Origin of the sequence: Rariglobus hedericola (genome assembly GCF_007559335.1) — a bacterium.
In the GTDB taxonomy this organism is placed as follows: domain Bacteria; phylum Verrucomicrobiota; class Verrucomicrobiia; order Opitutales; family Opitutaceae; genus Rariglobus; species Rariglobus hedericola.
Window position 1 is genome coordinate 925,793 of sequence record NZ_VMBG01000002.1, and the last position, 12,568, is coordinate 938,360.

Annotated in this window: 15 protein-coding genes; all 15 read left to right on the forward strand. The window is 59.8% G+C overall.

Features of this window, described 5'->3' with window-relative positions:
- Nucleotides 1–34: 34 nt before the first annotated feature.
- The 15 genes from FPL22_RS14285 to FPL22_RS14355 all read left to right on the forward strand — a co-directional run bounded on the left by FPL22_RS14285 (nt 35) and on the right by FPL22_RS14355 (nt 12,567).
- Nucleotides 35–403, forward strand: coding sequence for a nucleoside monophosphate kinase (locus FPL22_RS14285; RefSeq protein WP_144353663.1), 369 nt, complete (start codon nt 35–37; stop codon nt 401–403).
- The gene (map, locus tag FPL22_RS14290; RefSeq protein ID WP_144353664.1) at nt 400–1,170 is read left to right on the forward strand and encodes a type I methionyl aminopeptidase; all 771 of its coding nucleotides are present in this window, start codon (nt 400–402) and stop codon (nt 1,168–1,170) included. The genes FPL22_RS14285 and map overlap by 4 nt, the downstream gene beginning before the upstream one ends.
- An 81-nt stretch (nt 1,171–1,251) precedes the next feature.
- Nucleotides 1,252–1,632 carry a 30S ribosomal protein S13 gene (rpsM, locus tag FPL22_RS14295; protein ID WP_144353665.1) on the forward strand — a complete coding sequence of 127 codons (381 nt, stop codon included), beginning with the start codon at nt 1,252–1,254 and terminating at the stop codon, nt 1,630–1,632.
- A 12-nt stretch (nt 1,633–1,644) separates the two neighbouring features.
- A complete protein-coding gene (gene rpsK / locus FPL22_RS18185; RefSeq protein WP_144353666.1) occupies nt 1,645–2,250 on the forward strand; it encodes a 30S ribosomal protein S11 in 606 nt (201 codons plus the stop codon).
- A 52-nt stretch (nt 2,251–2,302) separates the two neighbouring features.
- Complete coding sequence (rpsD, locus tag FPL22_RS14305) at nt 2,303–2,914, forward strand: 30S ribosomal protein S4 (RefSeq protein ID WP_144353667.1); 612 nt, start codon at nt 2,303–2,305, stop codon at nt 2,912–2,914.
- Between the two features lie 39 nt (nt 2,915–2,953).
- Nucleotides 2,954–3,961, forward strand: a complete 1,008-nt coding sequence (locus tag FPL22_RS14310; RefSeq protein ID WP_144353668.1) for a DNA-directed RNA polymerase subunit alpha — start codon at nt 2,954–2,956, stop codon at nt 3,959–3,961.
- 104 nt (nt 3,962–4,065) lie between these two features.
- Nucleotides 4,066–4,545, forward strand: coding sequence for a 50S ribosomal protein L17 (gene rplQ, locus FPL22_RS14315; RefSeq protein WP_144353669.1), 480 nt, complete (start codon nt 4,066–4,068; stop codon nt 4,543–4,545).
- A 118-nt stretch (nt 4,546–4,663) separates the two neighbouring features.
- A complete protein-coding gene (locus FPL22_RS14320; protein WP_144353670.1) occupies nt 4,664–4,888 on the forward strand; it encodes a hydrogenase nickel incorporation protein HypA in 225 nt (74 codons plus the stop codon).
- A gap of 103 nt (nt 4,889–4,991) precedes the next feature.
- A complete protein-coding gene (gene guaA / locus FPL22_RS14325; protein ID WP_144353671.1) occupies nt 4,992–6,530 on the forward strand; it encodes a glutamine-hydrolyzing GMP synthase in 1,539 nt (512 codons plus the stop codon).
- Nucleotides 6,531–6,560: 30 nt separating this feature from the next.
- The gene (locus FPL22_RS14330) at nt 6,561–7,328 is read left to right on the forward strand and encodes a hypothetical protein (RefSeq protein WP_144353672.1); all 768 of its coding nucleotides are present in this window, start codon (nt 6,561–6,563) and stop codon (nt 7,326–7,328) included.
- 81 nt (nt 7,329–7,409) lie between these two features.
- A complete protein-coding gene (gene hisD, locus FPL22_RS14335) occupies nt 7,410–8,705 on the forward strand; it encodes a histidinol dehydrogenase (protein WP_144353673.1) in 1,296 nt (431 codons plus the stop codon).
- A 22-nt stretch (nt 8,706–8,727) separates the two neighbouring features.
- A complete protein-coding gene (hisC, locus tag FPL22_RS14340; protein WP_144353674.1) occupies nt 8,728–9,828 on the forward strand; it encodes a histidinol-phosphate transaminase in 1,101 nt (366 codons plus the stop codon).
- The gene (hisB, locus tag FPL22_RS14345; protein WP_144353675.1) at nt 9,813–10,403 is read left to right on the forward strand and encodes an imidazoleglycerol-phosphate dehydratase HisB; all 591 of its coding nucleotides are present in this window, start codon (nt 9,813–9,815) and stop codon (nt 10,401–10,403) included. The genes hisC and hisB overlap by 16 nt, the downstream gene beginning before the upstream one ends.
- A 48-nt stretch (nt 10,404–10,451) precedes the next feature.
- Nucleotides 10,452–11,102, forward strand: a complete 651-nt coding sequence (gene hisH / locus FPL22_RS14350; protein ID WP_144353676.1) for an imidazole glycerol phosphate synthase subunit HisH — start codon at nt 10,452–10,454, stop codon at nt 11,100–11,102.
- Between the two features lie 172 nt (nt 11,103–11,274).
- On the forward strand, nt 11,275–12,567 hold the full coding sequence (locus FPL22_RS14355; protein ID WP_144353677.1) for a citrate synthase: 1,293 nt from the start codon (nt 11,275–11,277) through the stop codon (nt 12,565–12,567).
- The last annotated feature ends 1 nt before the right edge of the window (nt 12,568 follow it).

Consider the following 12,568-nt stretch of genomic DNA (forward strand, 5'->3'; position numbering starts at 1 on the left):
GCTCGGTTTGTCCCCGTTCTCCTCGGAAAACGCGATGAATCAGCTTCGTTCTTTGAATATTGAGCACGTCTCTCTTGCCGAACTGATACGGCAGGAGATTTCGCGTGGCTCGTCCCTCGGCTCAACAGTCGAACGGACGCTCCGTCAGGAATCACTCCTCTCGGACGAAACCAGCATCGCGCTCGCGCGCCGTTGGTTTTGGTCGCGCAAACCCGATGCGGGATTCGCCCTGACCGGCTTCCCGGCTACGTTGCTCCAAGCCAAAGTGTTTGATGAATGGCTCGATGCCCGTGATGAAAATCTCACTGGTGTCATCGCTGCCGCCGACTCCTCGGAGTCACTCGTCGAACACTATCGCACCCTCGGTCTTCTTTTGGAAGGCGAGGCACTCTCCGCCGCATGATTCCCATTAAAAACAAAGAAGGGATCGCGCGGATGCGTGAGTCCTGTGCGATTGCCGCCCTCGTGTTAAAACAGCTTAAAGAGCTCGTTCGCCCGGGGATCACGACCTATGACTTGGATCAGGCTGCACGCGATTTCATCGCCCAGCACGGAGCTAAGAGTGCCTGTTATGGCTACCAGATCGGCAACCGCCGGTTTCCTGCCTACACCTGTCTTTCGGTTAACGAAGAGGTGGTCCACGGCATCGGGTCAATGAAGCGCGTCCTGCACGACGGCGATGTCGTCTCCTTGGATGTCGTTATCGAATATAACGGCTACATCGGCGACAATGCCACCACGGTCCCCCTCGGCTCGGTTTCACCTCGTGTGGCTGAATTGCTAAAGGTTTCCGAAGAGGCCCTCTATCTCGGGATCAAAGAGGCTGTTGTTGGCAATCGCATCGGCAACATCTCCCACGCGATCCAGACATATGTTGAAGCCCATGGCTTCGGTGTTGTTCGCGATCTCGTCGGACACGGAGTTGGCATTTCGATGCATGAAGATCCGCAGATCCCGAACTTCGGCCGCAAGAATTCAGGTGATAAGATCAAGCCCGGCATGACGCTCGCCATAGAGCCCATGGTAAACTTGGGGACCTATCGCACGAAGACCTTGAGTGATGGCTGGACCATCGTCACCGCCGACAATCTGCCCGCCGCGCACTTCGAACACACCGTGCTCACCACAGAAAATGGCCCCGAGATCCTGACGATCCCGAAGCCCCTCTGATTTGTTTCCTCCCACTTTCCGGACCCTCACGGGTCCTGTTTCCTCCACATTTCCACAGTAAAGTTAAACTAAACCACATCCATGCCACGTATCCTCGGTGTTGATATCCCCGCGAAGAAAAAAATCGCGTATTCCCTCCGTTACATCTACGGTATCGGTCCCATCCGGGCCGACCTGATCGTCAAAGAAGTCGGTATCGATCCTGACTCCCGCGCCGAAGCCCTCACCGAGGAGCAGATGAACAAGATCCTCCACGTCATCACTGAGAACAAGTGGGTCGTTGAAGGTGACCTCCGCCGCGAGCACACCGGTAACTTGAAGCGCCTTCAGGCGATCAACTGCTACCGTGGCGTCCGCCACCGCAAGAGCCTGCCCGTCCGCGGTCAGCGCACGAGCACCAATGCCCGCACCCGCAAGGGCCCGCGTCGCACCGTCGGTGTTACCAAGGCTCCCACCAAATAATCATTTACTACCATGGCTGAAGAAAAGTCCGCTCCTAAGAAAGAGAAGACCCCGAAGGCTCCCGCCGCCGAGGTTTCTACTCCCGCTGCTGAAAAGCCTGTCAAGGCTAAGGCTCCCAAAACCGAAGGTGCCGAAGGCGCTGCTCCCGCTCCCGCGGCTGATCAGAAGCCCGTCGAGCTCATCGGTGGCGTCGCCAAGCAGCCCACCGCTGAAGATCTCCTCAAGGAAGAGCTCGGCACGATCAAGATCCGCAAGGCCAAGGGCTCCAAGAACGTCACCTCCGGCGTCGCCAACATCCTCGCTTCTTTCAACAACACGATCGTCTCGATCACCGATGGCAAGGGTGCCGTCATCTCCTGGTCCAGCGCCGGCAAGTGCAACTTCCGCGGTTCGCGCAAGTCCACCGCCTACGCCGCCCAGGTCGTCGCCCAGGATGCCGCCCGCAACGCCATGTCCCATGGCTTGAAGGACGTCGTCATCAAGGTCTCCGGTCCCGGCCTCGGCCGTGACAGCGCCATCCGCGCCCTCCAGGCCATCGGTCTGGAAATCTCCACCATCATCGACGTGACCCCGGTGCCGCACAACGGCTGCCGTCCTCGCAAGCGTCGCCGCGTCTAATCTGACGCGCGTATCCACAAATCGGATTCAATTTTAAAACAAGTAACCCACCATGGCTCGTTACACAGGTCCCACCACCCGCATCAGCCGCCGTTTCGGTCAGCCGATCTTCGGCGCCACGAAGGCGTTTGAAAAGCGCAACTTCCCCCCCGGCCAGCACGGCCCCAAGCTCCGCCGCAAGCTCTCCGAGTATGCCGTCGGTCTGAACGAAAAGCAGAAGCTCCGTTACACCTACGGCCTGCTTGAGCGTCAGTTCCGCCGCACCTTCGAGACCGCCAAGCGCGAGCGCGGCGTCACCGGCGAACGTTTCCTCCAGCTCCTCGAGACCCGTCTCGACAGCGTCGTTTACCTCCTTGGCTTCGCCAAGAGCCGCGCCGCCGCCCGCCAGCTCGTCGGCCACGGCCACGTCCGCGTCAACGGTCACAAGCTCGACATCGCCTCCGCTGTCGTGAAGGCCGGTGACGAAGTCGAGATCAAGAATCTCGCCTCCTCCCGCCAGCTTGCCCAGCGCAACCTGGAAGAGAACCGCGCCCGCCCCGTTCCGGGCTGGCTGACGCTCAACGCCGAGCAGTTCAAGGCCACCGTGACCCGTCTGCCCAACCGCGACGAAATCGCTTCCGACATCAACGAGCAGCTCATCGTTGAATTCTACTCCCGCTTCTAAGCTGGAGTTTCTCCTTAAACGCAGCAATCACTCGCCCACATGCCCAAACGCCTCGGAAAGTTCGAATTGCCCAATAAGCTCACCAAGGTCGAGGAAGGCTCTACGCCGACCTACGCCAAGTTCATCGCCGAGCCCTTCGAGGCCGGTTACGGACACACCATCGGTAATTCTCTGCGCCGCGTGCTCCTGAGCTCCATTGAAGGCTCCGCCATCTCCTCGATCAAGATCGAGGGCGTCCAGCACGAGTTCCAGAGCATCGACGGCGTTGTTGAAGATGTCACCGACATCGTCCTCAACCTGAAGAAAGTCCTCATCGTCTCCACCAAGCGCGAAGCCATCACGCTCGCGATCAAGGTGAAGAACCGCGCCGGTGCCGTCACCGCCGCCGACATCCAAGCCGATTCCAACGTCACGATCGTCAACCCCGACCAGGTCATCGCGACCTTGGAAAAGGGCGCCTCCTTCGAGGCCGAGATCGAGATCAAGACCGGCCGCGGCTATTATCCCGGCGAGCAGAACAAGAAAGAAGAGCAGGCCATCGGTGTCATCCCGATCGACTCACTCTTCTCGCCTGTTCGTCTCGTCAAGTATGCCGTCGAGAACACCCGCGTCGGCCAGATCACCGATTATGACAAGCTCATCCTCGAGATCTGGACGGACGGCCGCATCAATCCGGACGACGCCCTCAAGCAGTCCGGTTCGATCCTCAAGCACCACCTCGATGTGTTCGATCGCGTCAGCGACGAAGCTTTCGAATTCGAAAACCAGCAGTCCGAGGTTAGCGAGGAGCAGAACAAGCTCCGCAAGCTCCTCAACATGTCGGTCAACGAAATCGAGCTCTCCGTTCGCGCCGCGAACTGCTTGAACAACGCCAACATCACCACGGTCGGCGAACTCGCCATGAAGACCGAGCAGGAGATGCTCAAGTATCGCAACTTCGGCAAGAAGTCGCTCAACGAAATCAAGGACAAGCTCGAGGCCCTCGGTCTCTCGCTTGGCATGAAGTTCGACGAGCGCCTCCTCGACGCCGCGAAGAAGGACGCCTGAACCGTATCCGCTAGATAACTACTCTTGCGGCGCTCGCGCCGTCCCTTCGCCCAACGCTGCGACAGGGATTGCCGATCGGGCGCCGCTCTTAACACAACACCACAATGCGCCACAAAAAACACAGTCACTCACTCGCCGGACGCAGCAGCCCGCATCGCGCGGCCATGCTCTCCAATATGGCCGCCTCGCTTATCGAGCACGACCGTATCGAAACCACCCTGGCCAAGGCCAAGGCCCTCCGTCCCTTTGTCGAAAAGATTATCACGAAAGCCAAACAGGCTTCCCTGAAGACCGATAAGAAGGATGCCGTCCATCTCCGCCGCCTCGCCCTCAAGGACGTTCGCAACGAAGACATGGTCACCCTCCTTTTCAACGAGAAGGTCAAAGAGTTCGCCAACCGCACCGGTGGCTACACCCGCATCTACAAGCTCGCTCTCCCCCGCGTGAGCGATGCCGCCGAGATGGCCATCATCGAGTTCGTCAAGGCTGACGACCAGGGCTACAAGAAGTCCAAGAAGCCTGCCAAGGGTAAGAAGGCCGCCGCTGCTCCCGCTGCGGATGCCGCTCCTGCCGCCCAGGCCTAAAGCGTGACGGCGCCTCAGGGCGTCTTCCACGTTTCGCGACGCGCCGAAGAGTAATCTTCGGCGCGTTTTTGTTTTCTGGCCCTTCCACCTCCGCTTTGCCTTCCTGATTGCCTGCCTCATGGGTCTGCAAATCGCCGCCTTAATCTACTGCCTGCTGGTCGCCGCCCTTTTCCTCGGCCTGTGGCTTTACTACGACCGTCGTGACCACGCCCGTTTTGAAGGCGAGCGCCGGCGCACCACGTTTCGCTGCATGCGTTGCAACCACCTCTACGTGGTTCGGGGCGAAGTTCAGGAGGGGAATTGTCCTCGTTGCGGACAGGAAAACAGCCGCCTTAAATTTTAACGTTCCCCGAGGCTTCCCGCCGCATTGACACGTCCGGCCCCGTCCGCGCACTTTTCCTGCTTTAATCCGCCCGATTCACCCGTTTCCGGCACCTTTTCTCTACATGTCCCAGATCATCGCCGTCCTCGATTTCGGTTCCCAATACACGCAAGTGATCGCGCGCCGCATCCGCGAGTGCCAGGTCCTCTCCAAAATCTACCACTTCAGCACGCCCGCCGCGCAGCTGAAGGCCGACGGCGTCATCGGCATCATCCTCTCGGGCGGTCCGAGCAGCGTGTTCGCCAAGGACGCGCCGATGCCCGACAAAGCCCTCTTTGAGCTCGGCGTGCCTGTTCTCGGCATCTGCTACGGCATTCAGCTCCAAGGCCACTTGCTCGGCGGGAAGGTCTCCAAGAGCACCCACCGCGAATACGGCAACGGCGTGCTCACGCTTCAGAAGCCCGGCCGTCTCTTCAAGGGCCTGCCGAAGAAGCTCAAGGTTTGGAACTCCCACGGCGACCGTCTCATTGCGTTGCCTCCCGGTTACACCGCCATCGGCACGACCGAGAACTCCGAGTTCGCCGTCATCGAAGACCGGAAGCGCAACTTCTACGGCATCCAGTTTCATCCCGAGGTTTTCCACTCGGAACGCGGTATCGATGTCATTCGCAACTTTCTTCTCGGCATCTGCGGCGCGAAGCAGGACTGGACGACCAAGGACTACATCAAGCACTCGGTGCAGACCATCCGCGATCAGGTAGGCAAGGAACGCGTGCTCCTCGGCCTTTCCGGCGGCGTCGATAGTTCCGTGGCCGCCGCACTCATTCACAAGGCCATCGGCAAGCAGCTCACCTGCGTGTTCGTGGACAATGGTCTCCTCCGCGCCGGCGAACGCGAACAAGTCGAAAAACTCTACGCTGATCACTTCAACATCGACCTCCGCGTGGTCGATGCTTCGAAGCTTTTCCTCAAGCGCCTCAAGGGCGTCAGCGAGCCCGAAGCGAAGCGCAAGATCATCGGTAACACCTTCGTCGAGGTCTTCGAGAAATCCCTCCGCTCCGTCGGCGGCGCCAAGTGGCTCGCCCAAGGCACTCTCTATCCCGACGTCATCGAGTCCGTTGCCATCGCAGGGAACCCTGCCGCGCTCATCAAGTCACACCATAACGTGGGCGGCTTGCCTGATCGTATGAAACTCAAACTCCTCGAACCTCTGCGCGAACTCTTCAAAGACGAAGTGCGCGCCGTCGGCGAGACGCTCGGTCTCCCCCGCGAGGTTGTCTGGCGCCAGCCGTTCCCCGGCCCGGGCCTTGGCGTTCGTGTCGCCGGTGACATCACCCAGGAAAAGCTCAACGTTCTCAAGGCCGCCGATTCCATCCTCCAACACGAGATGATGGCCTCCGGTTACTACTGGAAAGTCTGGCAGTCCTTCGCTGTTTACCTGCCCGTTAAATCGGTCGGCGTCATTGGTGACGAGCGCAACTACGCCGACGTCATCTCGCTCCGCATTGTCGAAAGCCGCGACGCCATGACAGCCGACTGGGCTCGTCTGCCCTACGACCTGCTAGCGAAAATTTCTTCGCGCATCACCAACGAGGTCCGCGGAGTTTCCCGCGTGCTCCTCGACATCAGTTCGAAGCCACCCGCGACCATCGAGTGGGAATAATCCCGATTCCTCGACGTCCTTCATCACCCCATGAAAACACCGTTCCGTCATCTCGCCGTCATCACCGTTTGTTTGCTCTCCGCGTTTACGGTTCATGCCGCCGCGGATGTCGATCAGGTGATCGCGCGTGCGCGTGCGGGCGTGGGGACGGAGGCGGCGCTGACTGCGTTGCAGTCGTTGCATTACACGGGCACGCTCACGACCACGACCCTGGATGACAAAGGGGTTGCCCGTCCTATCGAGGTGGCGATCGAGATCATTTTTCAATCGCCGTATCGCCAGCGCATCGTGGCCACCTCGGTTAATAAAATCGAGATCACCGCTCTTGATGGTTACGAGGGCTGGCAGCGTGAGCAGGATCCGTCCGACTCCAGTCGTTGGCGCATGACGTTGCTTTCGAACGAGCAGATCAAACGGCTTCGCGCCAACACATGGGAGAACCTTTCATTCTTCCGCGGAATCGAACACCGCCGCGGCCACGTTGAAGACCTCGGCAAGGCTGTGGTCGACGGCAAGCCCGCCCGCAAACTCGCGTTCCACCACGACGACGGCATCGTGTTCACCCGATATTTTGACGATGCATCAGGTCGTCTCGTGCTGACCGAGACGGAAAACGGCATCACCATCCGCGAAGAAGACGAAGCCGTGGTTGAAGGCATTCGATTCCCGCGTAAAATTATCAGCACAAGTAAGTTGCCTGACGGCAGTGAGCGCACGGTTTCGATTAATTTTGATAAGATTCAGGTTAATGAGACGTTTGCAGACAGTTTGTTTTTGGTGCCCTCGATGAACCGCTGAGCGCGCTGGGGCGGTTTGATGGTTTTCCGACTGGCGCCCGTAAGCGGGGCAGGGTAGTGCTTTCCGACTAATCCTTTCACCGTGCGCGTCATCCAGTTTGCCTCTAAAACCTTTGATTCCGATCTGGCCGGCTTTTGTCAGGGAGCATCCGTTCCCAAGGACATTCAGGACACCGTCACCGCCATCCTGGCCGACATCCGCCAACGTGGCGACGAAGCCGTTTGCTATTACGCCGCGAAGTTCGACGGCGCCAAGCTCCGCGCCCGTGATTTCCGCGTAAAGCCCGCCGAGATCGCCGCTGCCGCCAAGCGTTTGCCCGCCGCCGAGCGCAAGGCCCTCGTCGCCGCGCACGAGAACATCGTCGCCTTCAACAAGCAGAGCCTGCCCAAGGACTGGCTCGGCAAAAACAAACACGGCGCGCAGGTCGGCGAGATCAACCACCCGATCCGCCGCGTCGGTCTCTACGTCCCCGGCGGCGAAGTCCCGCTTGTATCCACCGTCCTCATGACGGCCACGCTCGCGAAGATCGCTGGCTGCCCCGAGATCGCCGTCTTCACGCCTTCCAATTCGCAGGGCAAGATTGCCGATGGTGTTCTTGCCGCTCTCGATCTCATCGGCATCGACGAAGTTTACCGCATCGGCGGCGTGCAAGCCATCGGCGCCGCCGCCTTCGGCACGCTCACGGTTCCGGCCGTCGATAAGGTCTTCGGACCCGGCAACGCTTACGTGTGCGAAGCCAAGCGCCAGGTGTTCGGCACCGTCGGTGTCGATTCGCTTCCGGGCCCGAGCGAGGTCATGATCATCGCCGACGAATCGACCAACGTTACCTTCGCCGCCGCCGATCTTCTCGCGCAAGCCGAGCACGGTTCCGGTCGCGAAAAAATCTACCTCGTGGCGACCTCAGCCGAGATCATCAAAGAGATCTCCGACGAAGTGCAGGTGCAGTTGAAGCTTATCTCCCGTTCCGAGAAAACCCAGCGCGTGCTCGCCAACGGTTTCCTCGCCATCGAAGTGAAGACCCTCGCCGAAGCCGTGAAGGTGGCCAACTACGTCGCGCCCGAGCATCTCGAATTACTCGTCAAGGAGTCCGCGCACAAAGGTCTCCTTCGCGACATCACGACCGCCGGTGCGATCATGCTCGGTAACTACACGGCGACCGCCCTCGGTGATTTCACCGCAGGTCCCAGCCACGTGCTGCCGACCGCCCGAGCCGGCCGTTTCTTCAGCGGCCTGCGGGTCGCCGACTTCATGCGCCGCACGAGTGTGGTGCGTTACGACAAAGCCTCCGTCAAAAAGGCCGAACCGGTTGTTTCCGCCTTCGCCGCGATGGAGAAACTCGACGCGCACGGCCGCAGTGTGAAGATCCGCGCCCTCTGATTTGTCGGGATCGTTTTAGTCCATGTCCTCTTCTTTTTCCGTTCCGGCCCTCCCGCACATCCAGAAGCTTCACGCCTACACGCCCGGTCTTCAGCCGACTGGCCCCGGTTGGGTGAAGCTCAACACCAACGAGTGCCCTTACAGTCCCAGCCCGCGCGCAGCCGAGGCCATCAAGCACGAGCTCGCCGACGAGGGCGATTTGCTCCGGCTTTACCCGAATCCGAAGAGCACGCCTCTCCGTCAGTTCGTCGCCAAGCTTCACGGTTTACGTGAAGAAAACGTCCTCATCGGCAACGGTTCCGACGACGTGCTCAACCTGCTCGTTCGCGTCTTCGGCGGACCCTCCGCGGCGACCGGTTTCACGCTGCCGAGCTACTCGCTGTATCCCGTGCTCGTCGCGATCAACGACGGCACAACCACGATCATCGAGTTCGACCGCTCGATGAAGTTGCCCGTGGAAAAAATCGTATCGTCCGGCGCGCGCGCGTTTTTCCTCACGTCGCCCAATGCGCCCACCGGCGTCGCGTTCACCAATGCCGAACTCTCCGCCGTCCTCGATAAATTCCCGGGCGTGCTTGTCGTGGATGAAGCTTACGCGCCGTTCGCAAAGGAGAATGCCGTGTCGCTCCTCGCGCGTTATCCGAACCTCGTGATTACGCGCACGCTCTCCAAGGCGCACGCGCTCGCCGGTCTTCGCGTGGGCTACGCACTCGCCAGTGCGGAAATCATCGAGCTGCTCGACCGCGTGCGCGACAGCTACAACGTCAACCGCCTCTCGCAGGCCGCCGCGCTCGCGGCACTGAGCGACACCGGCTACTACGACGCCATCATCGGAAAGATCATCTACACCCGTGATTATTGGGTGAGCGACTGGTCGGACCGTCTCGGCTGGTTCATCTACCCGACGCAGACCAACTTCATTTTCGCGGAGCCAAAAAACTCCAAAGGCGAAACCGGTCCCGCCGTCGCGAAGTCGCTCTACGATTTCTTCCTCGCGCAGAAGATCCTCGTGCGTGCGTTCCCCAGCCACGCCTTGACCGCGCCATTCCTGCGCATCAGCGTCGGCAGCGACGACGAAATGTTCTCCGTCAACAAAGCAATCGAAGCATGGCTCGCAACATAACACTCACCCGTAAGACCGCCGAAACCGACATCCAGCTGACGCTCGAAGTGGACGGCACCGGCGTGTCGAAAATCGACACCGGCGTGCCATTCTTCGACCACATGCTCACGCTGTTCGCGAAGCACGGCTTGTTCGATCTTAACGTGAAATGCGTCGGTGATGTCGCGGTCGATTATCACCACACCGTTGAGGACGTCGGCCTCGTGCTCGGTGACGCCTTCAAACAGGCGCTCGGCGACAAGCTCGGTATCAAACGCTACGGCTTCTTCCTGCTGCCCATGGATGAATCCCTGGCGCGCGTCGCCGTGGACATCGGCGGACGCCCGCACCTCGTTTACCAGGTCGAGGCGCCCACGCAGTTCGTGCGCGATTTTAACATCATTCTCGTGAAGGAATTCGCCCGTGCGTTTAGCAACGCGCTCGGTTGCAACCTGCACATCACGCTCGAATACGGCGAGGAGCCGCATCACGTCGCCGAGGCGATCTTCAAAGGCCTTTCGCGCGCCCTTGACGCCGCCACGCAGATTGACCCGCGCACGGCGGGCCAGCTGCCCTCGACCAAGGGTAAGATCTAATTCAACCGCTGGCGGTTTTCAGCCGCCGCGGTTAGCGTTTTCGCCGTCATGCCCATCATCGCCGTCATCGACAACGGACTTTGCAACCTCGGTAGCGTTACCAAGGCCTTCGAGGTCGTGGGCGCCGAGGTGAAGGTCGTGCGCACTCCGGCCGAGGTGATCGCTTCCGGTGCCGATGGGCTCGTGCTGCCGGGCGTCGGCGCACTGGCTGATTGTGTATCGTCGCTCAAGGCCAGCGGACTTGCCGATACGGTTCGTGAATGGATCGCCGCGGATCGGCCCTTCCTTGGCGTGTGCCTCGGCATGCAGGCGCTCTTCGATTATTCCGAAGAGGGCGGGAAAACCGAAGGCCTCGGTATTTTCCCGGGCAAGGTTGTGCGCTTCCAGTTGCCGTCGGAATTCAAGATTCCGCACATGGGCTGGAATACCGTGCGTTTCCTCCAGTGCGGCTCTCCGCTTCAGGCGGGGCTTCATTCGGAAGGTGAAGCGTTTTATTTCGTGCATAGTTTCCACTGCGTGCCGGATGACCGGTCGCTGGTGCTGGCCGAGTGTGATTATGGCCAAGTCTTCACCGCCGCCATCGCGCGCGGACGGTGCTTCGCCACGCAGTTCCATCCTGAAAAAAGCCAGGCCAAAGGGCTGCAAATCTATCGTAGTTTCACGGCCGTCGCAGCGATGACCGCGTCGGCTGCGCGTTAATTTTTGAGGCCTGCGTCGGTTTTGCATCAAGGGTGGGCGGGGATTCCCGCGCCCAGGGTGAATACATCTGCTAACAAGCCGCACGTCGTGCACTTATTGCTGCAGTAAAGTCACGCAATGGCATGACACTTTGCTTTGCATCCGGTGCGGATTTTGCTCTGTTCGAACGGATATGGCTAATACTGCTACCCTGAAGTTGGAGGACAAAGAAATCACCCTGCCCATTTTGATCGGTTCGGAAGGTGAAAGAGCCATCGATACCCGCAAGCTGCGCGCCGACACCGGCTACATCTGCTACGATCAAGGCTACGGCAACACCGGCTCTTGCGAGAGCACCATCACTTACCTCGATGGGGACAATGGCATCCTTCGTCACCGCGGTTATCCCATCGAGCAACTCGCCGCTCATTCTAACTACGTCGAGACGGCTTACCTGGTCATCTACGGTGAACTCCCCAACGCCGAACAGCGCCTGAAATTCGGCAAGCTCCTGCGCGAAAATGCGACGGTTGCGCCGCAGATGCAGAAGTTTTTTGACGCCTTCCCGAAGGATGCTCCTCCGATGGTCATGCTGAGCTCCATGGTGGGTGCCCTCGCTTCCTATCATCCCGAACTCGCCACCAATAATTTCGAGACCGACCTCAAGAATTTCGACCAGTCCGCCGCCGTTCTCATTTCGAAGATCCGCACGATCGGTGCGATGATCTACCGCCATCAAAAAGGCCTGCCGTTCATTTTCCCGAAGGATCTGCCGTTCGCCGACAACTTCCTTCACATGATGTTCTCGGAGCCCTACGAGGATTATAAAATCATCCCTGAGGTTTCCCACGCGCTCAACCTGCTGCTCCTCCTCCACGCCGACCACGAGCAGAACTGCTCCACCTCGACCGTGCGCATGGTGGGCTCCAGCGCCGCGAATATTTTCACATCGCTCTCCTCCGGTATCGGCGCGCTTTCGGGCCCGCTTCACGGCGGCGCCAACACCGCGGTCATGCAGATGCTCCAGTCGATCCATGACGAAGGCGATGACGGCACCCGTTTCGTCGAAGCCGCCAAGCAGGGCAACAAGAGCAACCGCCTGATGGGCTTTGGCCATCCCGTTTACCGCAACTACGATCCCCGCGCGACGATCATCGGCAAGGCGTGTGATGAGGTGCTCGCCAAGCTCGGCATCAAGGACCCGCTCCTTGATATCGCCAAACGCCTCGAGCACGCCGCGCTCAACGAAGACTACTTCATCTCGCGCAAACTCTACCCGAACGTCGATTTCTACAGCGGCATCATCATGCGCGCGCTCGGTATTCCCACGAGCATGTTCACGGTGATCTTTGCGATCGGTCGTGCGCCCGGTCAGATTGCCAACTGGCGCGAAGTCGCTTCGAATGCCAAGGGCCGCATCTACCGCCCGCGTCAGATCTTCAACGGCCATCCTCAGCGTGATTACACGCCGATGAACCTGCGTTGAT

Coding starts and splice junctions, on each gene's coding strand:
- rpsD (WP_144353667.1), top strand. CDS start 2,303: ATGGCTCGTTACACAGGTCCCACCACCCGCATCAGCCGCCGTTTCGGT.
- guaA (WP_144353671.1), top strand. CDS start 4,992: ATGTCCCAGATCATCGCCGTCCTCGATTTCGGTTCCCAATACACGCAA.
- FPL22_RS14330 (WP_144353672.1), top strand. CDS start 6,561: ATGAAAACACCGTTCCGTCATCTCGCCGTCATCACCGTTTGTTTGCTC.
- rplQ (WP_144353669.1), top strand. CDS start 4,066: ATGCGCCACAAAAAACACAGTCACTCACTCGCCGGACGCAGCAGCCCG.
- FPL22_RS14285 (WP_144353663.1), top strand. CDS start 35: ATGAATCAGCTTCGTTCTTTGAATATTGAGCACGTCTCTCTTGCCGAA.
- hisC (WP_144353674.1), top strand. CDS start 8,728: ATGTCCTCTTCTTTTTCCGTTCCGGCCCTCCCGCACATCCAGAAGCTT.
- FPL22_RS14320 (WP_144353670.1), top strand. CDS start 4,664: ATGGGTCTGCAAATCGCCGCCTTAATCTACTGCCTGCTGGTCGCCGCC.
- rpsK (WP_144353666.1), top strand. CDS start 1,645: ATGGCTGAAGAAAAGTCCGCTCCTAAGAAAGAGAAGACCCCGAAGGCT.
- FPL22_RS14355 (WP_144353677.1), top strand. CDS start 11,275: ATGGCTAATACTGCTACCCTGAAGTTGGAGGACAAAGAAATCACCCTG.
- rpsM (WP_144353665.1), top strand. CDS start 1,252: ATGCCACGTATCCTCGGTGTTGATATCCCCGCGAAGAAAAAAATCGCG.
- hisH (WP_144353676.1), top strand. CDS start 10,452: ATGCCCATCATCGCCGTCATCGACAACGGACTTTGCAACCTCGGTAGC.
- FPL22_RS14310 (WP_144353668.1), top strand. CDS start 2,954: ATGCCCAAACGCCTCGGAAAGTTCGAATTGCCCAATAAGCTCACCAAG.
- hisB (WP_144353675.1), top strand. CDS start 9,813: ATGGCTCGCAACATAACACTCACCCGTAAGACCGCCGAAACCGACATC.
- map (WP_144353664.1), top strand. CDS start 400: ATGATTCCCATTAAAAACAAAGAAGGGATCGCGCGGATGCGTGAGTCC.